Origin of the sequence: Granulicella arctica (genome assembly GCF_025685605.1) — a bacterium.
Lineage (GTDB): Bacteria > Acidobacteriota > Terriglobia > Terriglobales > Acidobacteriaceae > Edaphobacter > Edaphobacter arcticus.
Window position 1 is genome coordinate 3849912 of sequence record NZ_JAGTUT010000001.1, and the last position, 17257, is coordinate 3867168.

At 58.8% G+C, this 17257-nt stretch carries 19 protein-coding genes; 16 read left to right on the plus strand and 3 right to left on the minus strand.

What is annotated here, in order from left to right:
* The first annotated feature begins 13 nt into the window (after positions 1–13).
* From OHL20_RS16455 to pnp, 15 genes are all read left to right on the plus strand, one after another.
* A complete protein-coding gene (locus OHL20_RS16455; protein ID WP_263384264.1) occupies positions 14–1015 on the plus strand; it encodes a hypothetical protein in 1002 nt (333 codons plus the stop codon).
* A 151-nt stretch (positions 1016–1166) separates the two neighbouring features.
* The gene (locus tag OHL20_RS16460) at positions 1167–1919 is read left to right on the plus strand and encodes a flagellar hook-basal body protein (RefSeq protein ID WP_263384265.1); all 753 of its coding nucleotides are present in this window, start codon (positions 1167–1169) and stop codon (positions 1917–1919) included.
* 41 nt (positions 1920–1960) lie between these two features.
* Positions 1961–2749: a flagellar basal-body rod protein FlgG gene (gene flgG / locus OHL20_RS16465; protein WP_263384266.1), complete on the plus strand. Its 789-nt coding sequence runs from the start codon at positions 1961–1963 to the stop codon at positions 2747–2749.
* An 8-nt stretch (positions 2750–2757) separates the two neighbouring features.
* The gene (locus tag OHL20_RS16470; protein WP_263384267.1) at positions 2758–3336 is read left to right on the plus strand and encodes a hypothetical protein; all 579 of its coding nucleotides are present in this window, start codon (positions 2758–2760) and stop codon (positions 3334–3336) included.
* On the plus strand, positions 3333–4169 hold the full coding sequence (locus tag OHL20_RS16475) for a flagellar basal body L-ring protein FlgH (protein ID WP_263384268.1): 837 nt from the start codon (positions 3333–3335) through the stop codon (positions 4167–4169). The genes OHL20_RS16470 and OHL20_RS16475 overlap by 4 nt, the downstream gene beginning before the upstream one ends.
* 140 nt (positions 4170–4309) lie before the next feature.
* Entirely contained in the window at positions 4310–5389 is a 1080-nt protein-coding gene (locus tag OHL20_RS16480) for a flagellar basal body P-ring protein FlgI (RefSeq protein ID WP_263385030.1), read from the plus strand.
* Positions 5386–5703, plus strand: a complete 318-nt coding sequence (locus tag OHL20_RS16485; RefSeq protein WP_263384269.1) for a hypothetical protein — start codon at positions 5386–5388, stop codon at positions 5701–5703. The genes OHL20_RS16480 and OHL20_RS16485 overlap by 4 nt, the downstream gene beginning before the upstream one ends.
* Before the next feature lie 47 nt (positions 5704–5750).
* Entirely contained in the window at positions 5751–6059 is a 309-nt protein-coding gene (flgM, locus tag OHL20_RS16490; RefSeq protein WP_263384270.1) for a flagellar biosynthesis anti-sigma factor FlgM, read from the plus strand.
* A gap of 2 nt (positions 6060–6061) precedes the next feature.
* The gene (locus OHL20_RS16495; protein WP_263384271.1) at positions 6062–6331 is read left to right on the plus strand and encodes a hypothetical protein; all 270 of its coding nucleotides are present in this window, start codon (positions 6062–6064) and stop codon (positions 6329–6331) included.
* 2 nt (positions 6332–6333) lie between these two features.
* Positions 6334–7740 (plus strand): flagellar hook-associated protein FlgK, encoded by a 1407-nt coding sequence (gene flgK, locus OHL20_RS16500; RefSeq protein WP_263384272.1) that lies wholly within the window; start codon positions 6334–6336, stop codon positions 7738–7740.
* 60 nt (positions 7741–7800) lie between these two features.
* Positions 7801–8688, plus strand: a complete 888-nt coding sequence (locus OHL20_RS16505; protein WP_263384273.1) for a flagellin N-terminal helical domain-containing protein — start codon at positions 7801–7803, stop codon at positions 8686–8688.
* A 55-nt stretch (positions 8689–8743) separates the two neighbouring features.
* The gene (locus OHL20_RS16510; protein ID WP_263384274.1) at positions 8744–8971 is read left to right on the plus strand and encodes a hypothetical protein; all 228 of its coding nucleotides are present in this window, start codon (positions 8744–8746) and stop codon (positions 8969–8971) included.
* A gap of 113 nt (positions 8972–9084) precedes the next feature.
* A complete protein-coding gene (locus OHL20_RS16515; RefSeq protein ID WP_263384275.1) occupies positions 9085–9774 on the plus strand; it encodes a dienelactone hydrolase family protein in 690 nt (229 codons plus the stop codon).
* A gap of 129 nt (positions 9775–9903) precedes the next feature.
* Positions 9904–10170, plus strand: coding sequence for a 30S ribosomal protein S15 (gene rpsO / locus OHL20_RS16520; RefSeq protein WP_179491361.1), 267 nt, complete (start codon positions 9904–9906; stop codon positions 10168–10170).
* A 330-nt stretch (positions 10171–10500) separates the two neighbouring features.
* A complete protein-coding gene (pnp, locus tag OHL20_RS16525; protein ID WP_263384276.1) occupies positions 10501–12921 on the plus strand; it encodes a polyribonucleotide nucleotidyltransferase in 2421 nt (806 codons plus the stop codon).
* 69 nt (positions 12922–12990) lie between these two features.
* On the opposite strand, the gene OHL20_RS16530 is transcribed toward pnp, so the two are convergent.
* Together OHL20_RS16530 and OHL20_RS16535 are read right to left on the minus strand one after the other, a co-directional pair.
* Positions 12991–14763: an ABC transporter permease gene (locus OHL20_RS16530; protein WP_263384277.1), complete on the minus strand. Its 1773-nt coding sequence runs from the start codon at positions 14761–14763 to the stop codon at positions 12991–12993.
* Positions 14760–16106 (minus strand): ABC transporter ATP-binding protein, encoded by a 1347-nt coding sequence (locus OHL20_RS16535; RefSeq protein ID WP_263384278.1) that lies wholly within the window; start codon positions 16104–16106, stop codon positions 14760–14762. Before OHL20_RS16535 ends, OHL20_RS16530 begins: the two co-directional genes overlap by 4 nt.
* Positions 16107–16269: 163 nt before the next feature.
* Here OHL20_RS16535 and OHL20_RS16540 point away from each other — a divergent pair, with 163 nt between their 5' ends.
* On the plus strand, positions 16270–16650 hold the full coding sequence (locus tag OHL20_RS16540) for a response regulator (protein WP_263384279.1): 381 nt from the start codon (positions 16270–16272) through the stop codon (positions 16648–16650).
* Positions 16651–16653: 3 nt separating this feature from the next.
* Here the strand turns inward: OHL20_RS16540 and OHL20_RS16545 are convergent, their stop codons facing one another.
* Entirely contained in the window at positions 16654–17253 is a 600-nt protein-coding gene (locus tag OHL20_RS16545) for an LbetaH domain-containing protein (RefSeq protein ID WP_263384280.1), read from the minus strand.
* Positions 17254–17257 lie beyond the last annotated feature (4 nt).

Sequence of the window (17257 nt, forward strand, 5' to 3'; positions counted from 1 at the left end):
GAATAGAAGGGTTATGCCCCGCCCTGAACAGGCCGGTGGCCCTATGGAGTTTATCGTGCGTATCTTTACCCGGCAGAATTTGATCCTTGCGGCGCTTGCGCTTGTACCTTCGATGGCCTTTGCTGCGCAGTTGAGCAGTGACGGCAGGTCGGCTATCCCGCATGATGTACAGCAGTTGATTGTGGTGGACTACCGCGCGATGCAGAACTCATCGGCGGCGATGAGCCTGAAGGACCGTGTGCTGCCGCCGGAGCTGAAGCGACTGGAGACGGCGCTCAAGAATTCTGGCATGAAGGTGGACCAGGATGCGGACGTGTTGGCGTTTGCGGCGTTCCGGGTGAGCGACGGGGCGAAGGCGGACGGGGGCACGCGGACGGTTGGGATTGCGCAGGGGCAGTTTCAGACGCGGGCCATCCTGGCGAACTTTGCGAAGAACAAGGTGAAGCCGGTGATCCTGCGAAATAACAGCATCTATCCGATGGCTTCGGGTAGCGTGGTTTCCTTCCTGAACCAGACAACGATGGTGTTTGGCGACCGTGATTCGGTGAAGGCAGCGCTTGACGCGCGGGACGGCATGATTCCGAACTTTCTGACGGATACGGACATGGTGAACGAGATGGCGACGGTGGATACGCGCGCTGTCTGGAGCCTGCTTGACCAGAAGGGCACGCAGACGATGATGAAAGGCGCGCTCGGCGAGGCAGCCCAGTTGGCGGACTACGACACGATCAAGAACCGCTTCAAGAGCTCGCGCTACACGATGGACTTCCAGAATGGTGTGCGGTTTGAGATGGCGGTAGTGATGTCCGATACGGTGACGGCGGCGACCGTGGCGACTTTGATGCAGGGTGCGGCGCTGTTGAAGAAGAGCACGGGTACTCCGCTTGAGAAGACGGCGCTCGACCAGACGCGGATCGATTCGAATGCGGGTACGCTGTCGGTGAACTACTCTTCTTCAGATAGCCAGTTTGCGAGCCTGTTGAGCTCGCCTTTGTTCCAGTCTGTGGTTCGGTGAGAAGCTTAACACCGATCAGTGCGGATGGACGGATTTTGAGAGCTAAACAAAAGAACCCCGATTATGTCGGGGTTTTTTTATTTAGGCGTCAGTTATAGTTCTCTAATTTTTTTCCTGACTGCTTCGGCCCGTTACCTGCTTTCAACCGGGCATGGACAGTGGAATCTACGCAGCGTATACGGGTCTGCTGGCGCGAACACAGGCGCTGGATACCGCGGCGAATAACCTGGCGAACGCCGGGACGAATGGCTTTCGTGCGGAGCGGGACTATTTTCGCAGCGTGCTGACGGACCGGATTACGGAGCAGCCGGCCTCGCAGGTGGGCTCAGCCGTGAATGGCTTTGGCGTGCTTGGCGGTAACAAGCTGGATATGGGTCAGGGGCAGATTGCGCCTACTGGTAATCCGCTTGATCTGGCTCTGAATGGCAATGGCTTCTTTGCGGTCAAGACGGCGCAGGGCGTGCGGTATACGCGGGACGGCTCATTTGGCCGGTCGCCGACAGGGCTGCTACAGACCGGTGCGGGCGAGGCGGTACTGGATGCGAAGCTGCAGCCGATTACGATTCCCTCGGGCGCGGTTCAGGTTTCGCCGGATGGAACAGTTTCGGTGGCTGGCGCTGGTGGGAGCACGATTGCGGGACAGGTGGGCGTGTTCGACTTTGCGAGCAGTGCTTCGCTGATTGCCGAGGGAACGAACCGATTTGCGACGACGGCTGATAATCCGCCGATTTTGGCGGCGGGGACGATTCAGCAGGGAGCGCTTGAAGGTGCCAACAACGATGCGGTGCATGGGTCGATGCAGTTGATCCTCGTGCAGCGGCAGGCGGAGATGATGCAAAAGGCTCTCTCTGCGTTCAATAACGATCTGGATAAGGTAGCGGCGGAAGAGTTGCCGCGGGTTTAGCAAGGGTTTGTGAGTAGTTCAAGATCTCTGGAGGCAGGGCGATGATACGAGCTTTATATACGGCGGCTAGCGGCATGAGTGCGCAGCAGGCGAATCTGGATACGGTGGCGAATAACCTGGCGAACTCGGCGACGACGGGTTTTCGGCAGCGTCGGTTGCAGTTTCAGGACATGATCTACCAGAACCTGATCACACCGGGGTCTCCACAGAGCCAGAACACGGTGTCGGCGGGGCTGCAGATTGGACTGGGTACGCGGACGGCGGCGAGCGAGGTCATTATGACGCAGGGTGACTTCAATCAGACGTCGAACCCGCTCGATCTTGCGATTCAGGGCGCGGGATTTTTCCAGGTGCAGCAGCCGGATGGAACGATCGCCTATACGCGCGACGGCAGCTTTCATCAGAATAATCAGGGTGCGCTGATGACCGCGAATGGCGACCTCTTGCTACCGAATGTCACGATCCCGTCGAATGCGACGGCGGTGACCATCTCGCAGTATGGCGTGGTGTCAGGGACGATTCCGGGGCAGACGAATGCAGCTCAGCTCGGAACCATGCAGCTTGCGACCTTTGTGAATCCGGGTGGGTTGAGCTCGATTGGGAGCAATCTGTTTCAGCCGACGCAGTCCTCGGGTAACGCGATCACGGATCTTCCGGGGGGCACGAGTGGCATGGGCACATTGCAACAGGGATACCTCGAGAATTCCAACGTGGATGTGGTGGGCGAGTTTGTGCAGATGATCCTGGCTCAGCGGGCGTACGAGAGTAATTCGAAGGTGGTGCATGTGGCGGATGACATGTATTCGCAGATCAACGGAATGATTCGCTAGGAGACGTGATGGCTAAGATGCGTTGGCTTGCAGTTGTTGTCGTTGCGGGAGTGCTGGGTGGGTCTGCGGGGTCATCGCGGGCCGCTGCTCTGGATACGGCTAGAGATGCTCCAAGAGGGCTGTGTGCGAGTACACCGGCGGCCGCGTTGGTGGATGCGCGACGGTCCAATGAAGCCTCTGCGACCGGTCTTGCGGAGATGCATGGCTATCGGGTGGAGGCCGTGCGATGGGACCCGCTGCTGCGGCGAGGCTGGGCGGTGATACGAAGCTGTGATCATCTGGACAGGCCGGCGATCACGATTCCTACGGACCTGCCGGTGGTGCATGCGGAGGCTGGTCTCTTTACTGCGGGAGTGAGGGCTTCTGCGGCGTTGCCGATTGTGCGAGCCGGGGACTTGGTGAGGCTTTGGAAGAGTGAACGCTTTGCGCATATCGAGATGATGGGGACCTCCGAGGAGAACGGAGCTATTGGAGCGCGGGTGAGAATTCGGCTGGCTACACCGCGTGATCTGGAGGGGCAGACGAGCGCGCCGCAGTATCTCGCGGGCGTGGTGCGCGGGCCGGCGGATGTGGAGATGGAGCCATGAAGAGGCCGCATGAACTGGAGGAGTCTGACCTGAAGGTCTTCTGGCCGTTTGTCATTGCGTCCGTGACGCTGCTGGCAGTGTTGCTGATTGGAAGCTTTGCGCGAGCACAGTCCGGGCCAGTGGCACCCCAGGCGGGTGCGCCTGCCGTGCAGCCTTCGATGACGCCTGTCGTGAAGACGACGATGGCTCAGAAGATGATGCTGGCACCGAGGCCAAGTGTAGCTTCGAACTCGCTGACGGCGTACCTTGCGAGGGTGCGGATGGAGAGTTCGAATGCGCTGCCTTCGGCTGGAGCAATCTGGACGGATAGTGGGCGGCTGACCCGGATGAATACAGATGTGCGGGCGATGCGTCCGAACGATCTGATCTCGGTGGTGGTGTCGGAGAATCTTGCGGCGTCGACGGATGGGACGGTGAAGAACTCGCGTGCGTCGAATGCGAAATCGCAGATCACGAGCCTGTTTGGACTCCTGAAGGCAAGTAATGCGCTGCAGAATCTTGTAGGCCAGACCTCGACCCAGGCACTGAATGCGCAGGGTGCGAGTGCGACGAATTCCAGCCTGACGACGGTGTTTGGAGGCCAGGTGGTCGACGTGCTGGCGAACGGGACATTGGTGATCGAAGCGCAGCGGCAGGTGGAGTTCTCGCAGCAGACGCAGACGATTGTGCTGCATGGGTTGGTGCGTCCAGAGGATATATCGCAGCAGAACCAGGTGTTGTCGACGGCTATCTCGAGCCTTGAGCTCGAGGTGCGCGGCAAGGGTATTGTGAATGACGCAACCTATCGGCAGAATGCGCTGGTACGGCTGCTGGAACGAATTTTGATCTTCTAACTTCGATCTTCCAGGGACAGGCAATGAGACAGGATGCGATAGCACGGTGGTTGGAGGCAATGGTCCCGGAAGAACGGAGCCTGCGCGCGAAGGTGACGCTGCGGTTGATCCTGCTGGCAGGCGCGCTGGGAATGATCTGCATGCTTCCTGATGCGGCGTTTGCTGAAAACACACCGACCAGCCAGGCGCATCAGGCACGCATCAAGGACATCGCGTCGATCGAGGGGATTCGCGATAACCAGTTGGTCGGTTACGGGATTGTGGTGGGGCTGAACGGGACGGGGGACAGCCAGCAGACGAGCTTCCCGATCCAGACGTTGGCGGCGACGCTGCTGCGTATGGGGGTGAGTGTGCCGGCTTCGTCGATACGGGTGCAGAATCTCGCGGCGGTTTTCATCTCGGCGACGCTGCCACCGTTTGCGCGACCAGGAACGAAGCTGGATATTACAGCGTCTTCTGCTGGCGATGCGCGAAGCCTCGAGGGCGGGCTGCTGCTGATGACACCGCTCTACGGGCCGGATGGAAAGATCTACGCGCAGGCTCAGGGGCCGCTGGTGCTGGGCGGCTATTCGGTGAGCGCGAACGGGAATGTGAAGCAGGTGAACCATCCGACGACGGGACGGGTTCCGGGGGGCGCGATGGTGGAGCGTGGGGTGCCGCTCGATCTGACGGGGCGCAGCGACTTCTCGCTGCTGTTGAACGATGCGGATTTTCGCAGCGCGGAGGCGATGGCACAGGCGGTCAACAAGGAGCTTGGACGCAATGCGGCACATGCTGTGGATAGCCGCAGGATTACGCTGGCGGTGAAGGGCAACGAGGAGATACCGGCGCTGCTGGGGAGGGTGGAGGCGATCGAGGTGCCGTTCTATCCGCGCGCGAAGGTGGTGGTGAACGAGCGGACGGGAACGGTGGTGATCGGTGGGACGGTCGTGCTGCAGGCCGTGTCGATCCTGCATGGTGGGCTGACGGTGAATATCGTGAGCGACTTCGAGGTGTCGCAGCCGAGCGCGTTTGGGAGCGGGACGACGCAGGTGGTGCAGCAGACAAAGATCGAGGCGAAGGATAAGCCGGTCAACCGGATCGAACTGAAGCAGGGAGCTACTGTGGATGACCTGGTGAGGAGTTTGCAGCAGATTGGGGCAACGGCACGCGACGTGATCTCGATCCTGCAGGCGATGAAGTCAGCAGGCGCTCTGGAAGCGGAGATTGAGGTGCTATGAGGATTGAAACTGGGAGTGCGCCCACGCTGCAGCCAGACAAGGATGCGGCGCAGCATACGAAGCTGGTTGATGCGGCACAGCAGTTTGAGGGAATGCTGCTCCAGGAGATGTTGAAGGGGATGCAGGGGAGCAAGGATGGTGAGGACGGGGATGACTCCGGCGGAGGAAGTAACGACACGCTGCGTAGCTTCGGAACCGAGGCAGTGGCGCGGGCGATCGCGAAGGGAGGAGGGGTAGGGATTGCACGACAGGTCGTAGAAAAGGTGACTCTCGAGCATGGCTCTGGTTCCCAAAAGGTAGCGAATTCAAACTAAAGTTTTGGGCGTGGACGCCGATTGATTCAAGTAGGACGGATAAACCTATGAGCATTCATTCAATCAGCAACTCCTTAGTGTCACCCCTCGATCAGCTGAGCCCTAAATCTACTGTGCATGCGGTCTCCGCCGGCGCCCCAGAAACCAGTCCCAACGATGCGGTTAGCGGCAAGGCGAACCGGGTTACCGATCAGGCAAGTCTCAGTTCTGCCAGCACGCTGCTTGCACAGGCTCTGCAGACGCCCGATGTTCGTACGGAGAAGGTGGCGAGTCTGCAGGCATCGATTGCTGCTGGAACGTACCATGTCGATTCCTCAGATGTCGCAGACAGTTTGATTTCGTCGCTGTTGAGCTAGTGATGACGACTCGGCAGGACGGGGCTCAAGCGCTTTCGGACGAGTTGGACCAGGCGTTGACGGCACTGACAAGCTTCGACGTGCAACGACTTGAAGAAGTAGAAGACAGGATTCGGGCGGTTACTGCGGAGCACCTTGCGCATCGCTACGATCTGCTGCCTGAGTTGACCGAGAAGCAGGCAAGGCTCGGAGAGCTGTTGGATGTTACGGCGGCAAATCTGAAGGTGCTGGTGTCGGTACTGAATCTTGAAGGACGAATGGAGACACGATAGCGATGGGTACCCTTACCTCCTTGATGAGCCTCGCGAGCAATGCGCTGCAGGCGGAGCAATCGGCGTTGAACGTGACGTCGAACAATGTGGCGAATCAGAATACGGTGGGTTATACCCGTGAGGTCGTGAACTTCCAGTCGCAAGACACGATCACCATCAATGGTGCGAGTTATGGGGATGGCGTCTCAATAGGCACAGGGGCAACCTCGGTCCGGGATCGAATTTTGGAACAAAGGGTGCAGCAGCAGACCCAGGTTGAGGCGCAGAGCAGTGCGGTAGCTTCGGCGCTGACTGCGGTGCAGAGCGTCTTTCAGTTGACGGCGACGGCCAGCTCCGCGGCGGCGACCACGCTTGGTTCAGCAATCGATTCGTTTTATAACTCGTTCACGGCGCTTTCAGCCAATCCGTCTGATCCGGCGACGCGGCAAAGCGTGCTGAGCGCAGCTTCCGCGCTTTCGAATGCATTCAACGCGGCATCGACACAGCTTTCGAGCACCTCGAACTCGCTCAATGCCGAGGTGACCGCGACGGTAGGTCAGGTCAACTCGCTGACTACAAATATTGCGAGTCTGAACCAGCAGATCTCGCTGCTTGGATCGTCCAGCGACGCTGGCGTTCTGGAAGATCAACGGCAATCTTCCATTGCACAGCTCTCCGGCCTGATTGGCCTGGACCAGATTACGACGGAGCAGAACGGGATCACGCTGACGACGAGCAGCGGTGAGGTCCTGGTGAGCGGCAACCAGTCTTACGCGCTGCAGACGAGTCAGGTTGCGGGCCAGACGCAGGTTGCAGCCGGACCGAGCGCCGTGGATGTAACGGCATCGATCACGGGTGGAAGTCTTGGTGGAGTACTGCAGGCGCGAAGCCAGCTTTCGACTTTTTCAAGCAGCCTTGATGCGCTGGCGTATGCGGTAGGTACGCAGGTGAATACGCAGAATGCAGCGGGACTCGATGGCAGCGGAAACGCTGGCGGCGCGATCTTTACACTGTCAGCAACTTCGGCAGGAGCGGCTGGATCGATCTCGTTGGCGACGTCAAATCCAAATGGCATTGCAGCGGCGGCGGTTGGCCAGGGTGCTACAGGGAACGGAAATGCGGTTGCGCTTGCCGCGTTGGCTACTGGCACTTCAGTGAGTGGACAGACTCCGTCTGCTTCCTTTGCTTCATTTTTGGCGCAGATCGGTACGGCCGTCTCTGCAGCGACTTCGGATAATGCGGTGCAGCAGGCTTCATTGACGCAATTGACCTCGCTGCGCGATTCGGTATCGAGCGTATCGCTTAATCAGGAGGCGTCAAACCTGACGCAATATCAACGATCGTATGAGGCTGCGGCGAAGGTCTTCTCGATCGTGGACGAGCTGCTGGCTGATGCGTTGAACCTTGGTGTTTCTACTGCTGTCAGCTAGAACGTAATCGGGCCAGGTAGTTGATGTGAGCCATTGATGTTGTTCTATGAGGAGTGAGCCTTGCGCGTTGATCCAAATTATCTTACGAAGCTTTCGAGTCAGCTCGATCAGTCCACGAATGTAGAGGCGCAGCTGACTGCCGAGCTTTCGAGCGGCCTGCGCGTCACGTCGCTATCGACTGATCCTGTTGCGGTGGCGCAGAGTACGATCCTGAACTCTGCGATCAGCCAGCAGGACACGTATGTGCAGGTGGCGTCGGGTGAGAGCAGCCGCCTACAGGCGACGGATAGCGCGCTAGGCGAGGTGGTGACGCAGTTGACCTCGGCCGTCACGCTGGCGACTGCAGGCGCGAACAGTATTCAGAATGCCTCGGGTCAGACGGCAACCTTGGCACAATTGACCGGGATTCGCGATTCGATTCTTTCACTCGCGAATACAAGCTACTCGGGGACTTACCTTTTTGCGGGAAGCCAAGGAACTACGAAGCCGTTTTCAATTGACACGAGCACGGTTCCTGCGACGACGACCTATGCTGGCGATGCAGTGGCACAGTCGGTGGTGACGCCGACAGGACAATCGATCCAGGTGAATCTGCCGGGGTCGGCCGTGTTTACCTCGGTCCTGAATACGTTGAACCAGTTGATCGGCGATTTCTCTGGTTCCAATGTAAGTACTGCGGTAGCTGCTGACAGTGCTTCCGTGACGGCGGCGCTGGGTTTGGTGACCGACCAGCGATCGGTGATCGACAACTCGCTGAGCAGGCTGCAGGCGACGAGTACCTATATTCAGACGCAGACCGCTACGGCGACTATCGCACAGAGCAGCCTGGTGTCAGCGAATCCGGCAGATATTGCGACGCAACTCAGTGCGAGTGAGACCCAGAATCAGGCGCTGATGAGCGTGATCAGCTCGCTCGGCAAGACCGACCTGTTCGACTACACCCACTAGGCCCCTGCTTCGCATGATTGTCCGTTTGGCTATACTTGGGCCAGGCGGGTGATTCATGTTTGAGGCACTACGATTTCTGTGGAATGCGACACGCGGCTATCGGCTGCGCCCCTGGCAGAGCCCTTATCTGCGCTGGCGATTCGAGACGTACACGGGTAAAAAGGCGCAAGAGGTTGGCCTGCGCGATTTCTGGCACCTGATGGTGACGGAGCGGCGGCAATTGCTGCGGTTTCTCGGCTGGGTGGGCGAGATGAAGAACTATGCTGTCGCATCCGAACGGTAGAAGCCTGCCAATTCGATGGGACAGGAAGCATGACAAGGTCTGTTCATATTCGAACCGTACTATAGAAGAGTTGTGCCGCAATGCGATCCGGCGGCACACCAAGGAGAATGTGAATGGGTAGTTTTACTACGTTGAAGGCGGCCGACGGCCATGAGTTCCAAGCCTACGTTGCGATGCCGGAGGGTGCGGCGATCGGTGGCCTGGTGGTGGTGCAGGAGATCTTTGGAGTGAATCAGTCGATTCGCGACGTTGCTGATGCGTATGCGAAGGATGGCTTTGTCGCTGTGGCTCCGGCAATCTTCGACCGCTATGAGAGGAATGTTGAGCTTGGCTATGGCGACGGGGATATGCAGAAGGCCTTTGGCTTGTACGCCAAGCTGAACATGGATACGGTGCTGCTGGATGTTGCGGCGGCGTTTGATGAAGCGAAGGCGAAGTCTGGCAAGGATGTTGGGGTCACGGGCTACTGCTATGGCGGGTTGACGAGCTGGATGTCGGCTACCCAAGGCGAGACGGTGAAGATTAAGCCAGCCTGTGCGGTTGGGTTCTATCCCGGCGGCGTTGGAAGCGTGGCAACCCAGGAGCCGAGCTGCCCGGTAATGCTGCACTTCGGCGGAGCGGACTCGCACATCGGATCAGATCAGATTGAGGCAGTGCGAACGGCGCATCCAGAGGTCGAGATCTTCGTCTACGACGGTGCGGAGCACGGCTTCGCGAATCACATGCGCCCGAGCTACAAGCCGGACGCGGCTGCGCTGGCGCGGGATCGGACGCTGGCGTTCTTCAAGACGCATCTCGCCTAGAGTTGGTAGTTTTCGAAGCAGATCCGCTCCCCAGCCCCGGCATTACATTGCCGGGGCTGGGAAGCGGTGTTATCTTGGTAGAGACACTTATACGAGAGTGAACTAGAGATTTTAGGAGTACGAATAGCTGTGTTGGCATCCGCAAAGAAGACAGACATTATCGAGAAGTTCCGCACGCACGACTCTGATACCGGGAGCCCCGAGGTTCAGATCGCCATCCTCACCGAGCGGATTACTGAGTTGACGGAGCACTTTAAGACTCACAAGAAGGACCACGGATCGCGCCGCGGTCTGCTGATGCTCGTCAGCAAGCGCCGCCGCCTTCTTGATTACCTGAAGAAGATTGACAGCGACCGGTACCGCGACGTTATCGGCAAGCTTGGAATCCGTAAGTAGGTCTAGTATTCCCCAAGCCCCCATCCTTATCACGGCAGCCTGCTTGACCCTCCGAATGTGGGTAGCAGTGCTGCCATTGATGATCGAAGGAAACCGCTCCGCAGCCCGAAATGAACGTTCGGAAGCTCCGATTGCCGATACCCGTCTACGTTCCAGATCAACATTCCGGCAAATTCGCTATGTGCAGCACTCGACCTCAGGAGATGGCTCTTCTGCTCGGGCTGCACTTTTTCGCGTTTGCACCCCAGCGGCATAGCGCCCGTGTTGCGCAGCCGCATGTCCAAGTTCCCTAATTGACTGAGAAAAAAGAGAAAGAGAAGAGGACGCACAATGAAACAGGACGTCACAGTAGAGCTTGCTGGCGGCAAGCAGATCAAATTTGAAACAGGCCGCATGGCCAAGCAGGCATCAGGCGCCGCACTTACTTCCAGCGGCGATAACGTGATTCTCGCCACAGCAGTGGCCTCGCCTGACCCGAAAGAAGGCATCGACTTCTTCCCGCTTACGGTTGAGTATCGCGAGTTTACGTATGCCGGTGGTCGCATTCCCGGTGGCTTCATCAAGCGCGAGGGCCGTCCTTCCGAGAAGGAGATTTTGACGAGCCGCCAGATCGATCGCCCGATTCGTCCTCTGTTCCCCGAGGCCTTCCGCAACGAGACGCAGGTTGTGGCGTTTGTGTATTCGGCTGATAAGGAAAATGACCCCGACGTTCTCGGTATCAATGGTGCAAGCTGCGCGTTGGCTCTGAGCGATATTCCGTTCCACGGTCCCGTGGGCGCGGTGCGTGTTGGTCATATCGAGGGTGCATACATTGTCAACCCGACGTATGCGGAGCGCGCGAAGAGCACCTTGAATATCATGGTCGTTGGCACGAAGGACGGCATCGTGATGGTTGAGTCGGGCGCGAAGGAGACCTCGGAAGAGAGTGTCGTCGGCGCGATCGAGTTTGCACACGAAGAAATCAAAAAGATCTGCGCTGCGATTGAGGATCTCGTGAGCCGCGCTGGTAAGACGAAGCGCACGATTACTGCGGTCGAGATTGATCACGAGTACCTGAATGCGCTGACCGCAAAGGTTGGCGATCGCCTGAAGGATGCTCTCGATACGCAGAAGCATCCCAAGTTCGACAGCTATGCTTTGGTCAAGACGATCAAGGATGAGTTGAAGAAGGATCTGCCCGAGGGTGATGCTGCTGCCGGCAAGAAGCTCAGCAAGTACTACGAACTGCTTCGCGAGAATATCTTCCGCGACCAGGTGTTGAATGACCGCATCCGACCGGATCATCGTGCATTCGACCAGATTCGTGAGGTCACCGTTGAGGTAGGCGTTCTTCCCCGTGTTCACGGTTCGGCGTTGTTTCAGCGTGGCGAGACGCAGGCTTTGGTTACCGCAACACTGGGCACGACAGACGATGCACAGCGGCTTGAGAGCTACGAGGGCGAGCAGAAGCGTCGCTTCATGCTGCACTACAACTTCCCGCCGTTCTCGGTCGGCGAAGTCGGTCGAATGACTGGTGTTGGGCGCCGCGAGATCGGTCATGGCGCGCTTGCGTTCCGTGCGATCGAAGCGGTGCTACCGGGTGAGGACGAGAGCCCGTACACGCTGCGCGTTGTCTCGGACATTCTTGAGTCGAATGGTTCTTCGTCGATGGCGACTGTCTGCGGTGCGTCGCTGGCGTTGATGCAGGCTGGCATTCCGCTCAAGGGTTCCGTTGCCGGTGTGGCGATGGGCCTGGTGAAGGAAGGCGACAAGTATGCCATCCTGACGGACATTGCCGGTGCGGAAGATCACTATGGCGATATGGACTTCAAGGTAGCCGGAACCCGCAAGGGCATCACGGCGCTGCAGATGGACATCAAGATCATGGGCATTACGCCGCAGATCATGCGTGAGGCGCTTGAGCAGGCTCGCATCAATCGCCTCTCACTGCTGGACACCATGGACGCGACGATCTCCGGCGCGAACGAAGAGAAGTCGCAGTTTGCTCCGCGCATCCATACGATCCAGATTCCTACGGATAAGATCCGCGATCTGATCGGACCCGGCGGCAAGGTAATCCGCGGCATCATCGACGCTACCGGCGTCAAGATCGATGTCGACGATACGGGCCGCGTGAATGTGGCTTCGAGCGATGCCGATGGTCTGGCGCGTGCGATCCAGATGATCAGCGACCTGACGGCTGTTCCCGAGATCGGCAAGACCTATCTCGGTAAGGTCGTACGGATCGCCGAGTTTGGTGCATTCGTAGAGATCTTCCCCGGAACCGATGGTCTCCTCCATGTCTCAGAGATTGCAGAGCATCGCGTCAAAGAGGTCAAGGATGAGCTTCGTGAGGGCGACCAGATCCTCGTCAAGGTTCTTTCTATGGAAGGTAATCGCATCAAACTCTCGCGCAAGGCGGTTCTCAAGGAACAGCGTGCGAAGCTTGGTCTGCCGGAACCGGGTGCTGACGGTCAGAACATCGCCGCAAGCGCTCCTCAGGGTGACTTCGCTGCGGGTGATGATGCAGTCGGCAACGATGACGACTTCGATGACGAGGACGGTGATGATGGCGACGAGGGTGTCGACGAGCCGAACTTCAACCGTGCGGATGGCGCTCCGGCAGCTGCACCGGGAACGCCTGGCGCGCCGGGTGCTCGTCCAGAAGGGCAGCGTCGTCCAGGTGGACGTCGTCGCCGTGGTGGTCGTCGTCCGGGTACAGGTTCAGGCGGCGGCAGCGCACCCCAGGGTGGCGGCGCTCCTCGCAGCTAACTTCCTACCAGTAACGAATGAGGGCCGCGTGCAGACGCGGCCCTCATTCGTTTGGACGGATAGTTTGTATCAGGCTTCGAGCTTGTACTTTGTTTCGGCGAGCCGGTAGAGCGGGCGCCAGACGAGGCGGTTGACGGTGACGACCATCAGGGCCATGACGATGGTGGCAAGAAGCAGGATTTGGAATTGGCCCTTGTCGCTGGCAGCGCTGATCTGTGCACCCAGGCCCAGGGTGGAGAGCGTCTGTCCTTTGAGGTGAAAGTACTCGGCGATGATGCTGGCATTCCATGCACCGCCGGACGCGGTGACAAGCCCAGTGATGAGGTAGGGGAAGATGCCGGGGAGGATGACGGTCTGCCAGCGCTGGAGTTGGGTGAAGCGGAAGAGCGTCGAGACCTCACGAAGGTCGGATGGGATGGCCATGGCTCCAGCGATGACGTTGAAGAGGATGTACCACTGGGTTCCGAGAAGCATGAGGGCGATGGAGCCGATGCCTAGTCCGCCTCCGAGCTTCATGAGACCGAGGATGATGATGGGAAAGAGAATAGGCGCGGGAAAGCTGGCGGCGACCTGAACGACTGGCTGGACGATGCGGGCCAGCTTCGGGTTGAAGCCAATTGCGACGCCTGCGGGGATGGTCCACGCCGAGGCAAGCAGCAGGGAGAGATTGACGCGGAGGAAGGTCGCTCCAGCGCTCTCAAGAATGATGAGGTATTGGCCGCCATTGATTTCGCGGAGTTTGAGCAGGGCGCTCACTGCAGCGTAGAGGATCCCTATCCCGACCATGCTGAGGACAGAGATTCTTAGCCAGAGGGGTGAAGCCTTCACCTCGCCTGCGGCTTGACGGGTGCGATATTGTTGCTGGCGCTCGGCGAAGGTGTGATTGAGTCGTTCGCTGAGCGGGGTGAGGGTGTGGCGCTTGACGGCGGCGAGGGCGTTCGAGTGCTGGATGAGATGGAGGATGGGCGAGTCGATGCGATCGGCACTAGCGGATTGCTCGATCTTGAACTTGTCGCTCCAGGCGATGACGGGTCGCCAGATGAGTTGGTCCGTGGCAACGATGATGGCGATGACGGTGAGGATACCGTAGACCATCGCTGGAATGTTGTCGGCACTGGCAGCGGTCTGTAAGTAAGAACCAAGACCAGGGAGGCGGAAGTCGCGGTCGCCGAGGACGAACATCTCGCAAGCCATGAGGAAGAACCAGCCGCCAGCAACGGAGATCATGGAGTTCCAGACCAGGCCTATGGTGCCGTAGGGCAGTTCAAGCTGCCAGAAGCGCTGCCAGGTGGAGAAGCCGTAGATGCGGGAGGCTTCGCCAAGTTCGCGCGGAAGACTCTTGAGCGATGAGTAGAAGCTGAAGGCCATGTTCCAGACCTGGCCGGTGAAGATGAGGACGATCGCTCCCATCTCTACGCCAAGCTGGCGGGTAGGGAAGAGCGCGACCATGGCCAGCATGACGCCCGGTAGGAAGCTGAGGACGGGAATAGATTGGAGGATGTCCAGGGCTGCGATCATCAGTGACTCGGCGCGCTGATTGTAAGCGGCGACGTAGCCGTACCCAATGGCAAAGACGAGCGAGAGCAGATAAGCCAAGCCAATGCGAACGACGGAGTAAAAGGCGTACAAAGGCAGGCTTGAAGGTTTAAGAGACACGACGAACTGCGGCTGCGCGCTGGAGAGCCAATACCCAGCGATCTTGAGGACGCCGTAGAAGGCAGCGAGACAGAGTGCGGCGACGACGAGGTCGAGGATGACCGGGCCGGTACGCTTGAAGACCTGGGCGCGAGCGAGCGTGGCTCGGCTACGGGTATAGCTGAATGCCTCGGGAAGCTGAATCATGCGTCGATCTCTGCGGTCTCGTCTACCTGCTCGTCGACGAGCTTCTCGGCGCGCATGAAGCGGCGGCGGGAGGCGTCGTAGTCGAAGAGCTCGGCATAACGACCCCAGTTGATGGCGGTCTCAAGCTGGCGGAGAGTCTCTTCTTCGGTGAACTGCTCGTCGAGCATGTCGTGGAAGAACTCCTCGGAGACGGTGCCATCAGATTTAGCTTCGATGGCTTTGACGATCTGGCGAAGGAGCAGGACGTTCTCGGTGGCGGCAGCTCGGAAGAGTTCTTTCTGACGGAGAATTTCAGAGTTGGCGTATTCCGAGCCAGTGGGCGTGATGGCGGCATCGCCCTCGGTGACAATGAGAAAGCCGAGGAGATTGGCGGCGTCGACGATGGGGAGGAGGTCGTCGATTTCAAAGCCGAGGTCGTCTGCAAGGCGGTAGATGTCGTCCTTGCCCGCGTGGTCGATAAGGAGCTCGAGAAGACCGGCGATGCCACCTGGACGGGCATGTGGGAGCATCTGGTAGTGCTGGCGACGTGGCTCACTCTGCCGCTTGCCGGTCTGGAGTGGAAGCTCCGGTGGCTTGGCATCGGGCTGCGTGAGGACCTTGTAGATGTAGTCGACGAGTTGGGTGAAGGCGGCCGCCTTGCGATCGCGAGGGTGAGCGAGGGTCACCTTGAAGTCGGTGCGGATGTGGCCGGGGTTTCTGCCGAGGACGATGATGCGGTCGGCGAGAAGCACGGCCTCTTCAATGTTGTGAGTGACGATGAAGATGGACTGCGTGGGGATCGTCTTCTTCTGCCAGAGTTCAAGCAGTTCGGAGCGGAGGTTCTCCGCGGTTAGGACGTCCAGGGCGGAGAAGGGCTCGTCCATGAAGAGGACTTCCGGTTCCACGACGAGGGCACGGGCGAAGCCGACGCGCTGGCGCATACCGCCTGAGAGTTCCTTGGGGTAGGCTCCCTGGAAGCCGTCGAGGCCAACTGTGTCAAGCATCTTGAGGCCTTGGCGGCGACGACTTTCAGCGTCTACGCCGCGTGCTTTCAAGGGTGCTTCAACGTTCTCGAGGACGGTCAACCACGGAAAGAGGGCGAAGCTCTGGAAGACGATGGACACGTTGACATCAGCGGTGGCTATGGGTTTCTCGTGCCAGTAGACCTGTCCGGCCGAGGGTGTGGACAGACCGGTAAGCATGCGCAGGAGGGTCGACTTTCCGGAACCGGAGGGGCCAAGCAGAGCGACAATTTCGCCCGGTACGATGGAGAGATCCGTCGGTGAGATGACCTGGATCCGGTTTTCGCTTGGCTGAGCGTAGTACTTTTCTACACGTTCTGCGCGTATGATTGCATTCTGCATATGGGTTCGTGGGCGATGCAGCTCGAGTGACGGATTTCTAGACCGGCATGGTAGCTGTCGCTGCGGTCAGCGTATCATTACGAGGTACGTCCGCGCGTAAAGCTAGACTGGTATAGTCGCCTTACGAGCGCATTTCAAGAAATTAGATTTGGGGACATTCAGAATGCCAGACACAGCCGCTACTCCATCGAAGCCTCGGGTACTCGTCGCGGACGACGAGCAGGTGATCGCCAATACGCTTGCGATCATCCTCAACCAGGCAGGCTTTGAGGCACGCGCCGTCTATAGCGGAGAGAAAGCCATCGAAGCGCTCGATACCTTCCAGCCAGACATGCTGATCAGCGACGTGATTATGACTGGGATGACCGGGATCGAAGCGGCGATCGCAACACGGAACAAGCTTCCTAAGTGCAAGATTCTTCTATTTTCGGGACAGGCTGCCACGGCCGATCTGCTCGAGAAGGCACGAGCACAGGGTCATGAGTTTGAAATTTTGGCGAAGCCGGTACATCCGACCGATCTGCTGGCCAAGCTGCGGTCGTAGTCGTCAGCTGGTAGGGGATATGTGTCGGCGTTCCTTGATGCGAACAGCGGGGACGCCGGCATAGACTGTCCAGGCTTCAAGGTTGCGGGTGGCGACCGAGCCCAAACCAAGAACTGCACCTTCAGCCACATTGACCCCCGGGGCAACCGAAGCGCGAGCGCAGATCCATGCATTCGCGCCGACTTCCATTGCGTACGCGAGTAGGGGAAACGCGGGATCGTCGAAGTCGTGCGTGGCTCCACAAATGTATGCCTCTTGCGAAATGATGGCATGCGACCCAAAGCTTATCGGTGCTGGATTGTAGATTTCAGCTCCATCAGCTACAGCTACCAGATCATCACAAATGAGATTCCACGGCGCCCAAATCTTCGATTTTGGATAGAAGTGGCAGTTCGGTCCAAGGGTCGCGCCAAAACGTCTGAGCAGCATGGATCGCCAGGCATGCAGCGGGCGCGGCGAGGTGCGATAGAGCAGGAGCCAGCAGATGTTCCAGACAAGCCGGCGGGCGCGATTGCCAGTCGAGAAGGCAGGCCGCATGTAGGGATCTGCTGCCGTGTCGGCCGAGATATGATCAGCGGCGTTGTAGTGAGCCTGTTTCGCCATTATT

Excerpts from the sequence above, each read along its gene's own strand:
- OHL20_RS16540 (WP_263384279.1), top strand. The coding sequence starts at position 16,270 with ATGCCAGACACAGCCGCTACTCCATCGAAGCCTCGGGTACTCGTCGCG.
- pnp (WP_263384276.1), top strand. The coding sequence starts at position 10,501 with ATGAAACAGGACGTCACAGTAGAGCTTGCTGGCGGCAAGCAGATCAAA.
- OHL20_RS16485 (WP_263384269.1), top strand. The coding sequence starts at position 5,386 with ATGAGGATTGAAACTGGGAGTGCGCCCACGCTGCAGCCAGACAAGGAT.
- OHL20_RS16460 (WP_263384265.1), top strand. The coding sequence starts at position 1,167 with ATGGACAGTGGAATCTACGCAGCGTATACGGGTCTGCTGGCGCGAACA.
- flgK (WP_263384272.1), top strand. The coding sequence starts at position 6,334 with ATGGGTACCCTTACCTCCTTGATGAGCCTCGCGAGCAATGCGCTGCAG.
- flgM (WP_263384270.1), top strand. The coding sequence starts at position 5,751 with ATGAGCATTCATTCAATCAGCAACTCCTTAGTGTCACCCCTCGATCAG.
- flgG (WP_263384266.1), top strand. The coding sequence starts at position 1,961 with ATGATACGAGCTTTATATACGGCGGCTAGCGGCATGAGTGCGCAGCAG.
- OHL20_RS16535 (WP_263384278.1), bottom strand. The coding sequence starts at position 16,106 with ATGCAGAATGCAATCATACGCGCAGAACGTGTAGAAAAGTACTACGCT.
- OHL20_RS16495 (WP_263384271.1), top strand. The coding sequence starts at position 6,062 with ATGACGACTCGGCAGGACGGGGCTCAAGCGCTTTCGGACGAGTTGGAC.
- OHL20_RS16470 (WP_263384267.1), top strand. The coding sequence starts at position 2,758 with ATGGCTAAGATGCGTTGGCTTGCAGTTGTTGTCGTTGCGGGAGTGCTG.
- OHL20_RS16530 (WP_263384277.1), bottom strand. The coding sequence starts at position 14,763 with ATGATTCAGCTTCCCGAGGCATTCAGCTATACCCGTAGCCGAGCCACG.
- OHL20_RS16545 (WP_263384280.1), bottom strand. The coding sequence starts at position 17,253 with ATGGCGAAACAGGCTCACTACAACGCCGCTGATCATATCTCGGCCGAC.
- OHL20_RS16475 (WP_263384268.1), top strand. The coding sequence starts at position 3,333 with ATGAAGAGGCCGCATGAACTGGAGGAGTCTGACCTGAAGGTCTTCTGG.
- OHL20_RS16510 (WP_263384274.1), top strand. The coding sequence starts at position 8,744 with ATGTTTGAGGCACTACGATTTCTGTGGAATGCGACACGCGGCTATCGG.
- OHL20_RS16515 (WP_263384275.1), top strand. The coding sequence starts at position 9,085 with ATGGGTAGTTTTACTACGTTGAAGGCGGCCGACGGCCATGAGTTCCAA.
- OHL20_RS16480 (WP_263385030.1), top strand. The coding sequence starts at position 4,310 with ATGCTTCCTGATGCGGCGTTTGCTGAAAACACACCGACCAGCCAGGCG.
- OHL20_RS16455 (WP_263384264.1), top strand. The coding sequence starts at position 14 with ATGCCCCGCCCTGAACAGGCCGGTGGCCCTATGGAGTTTATCGTGCGT.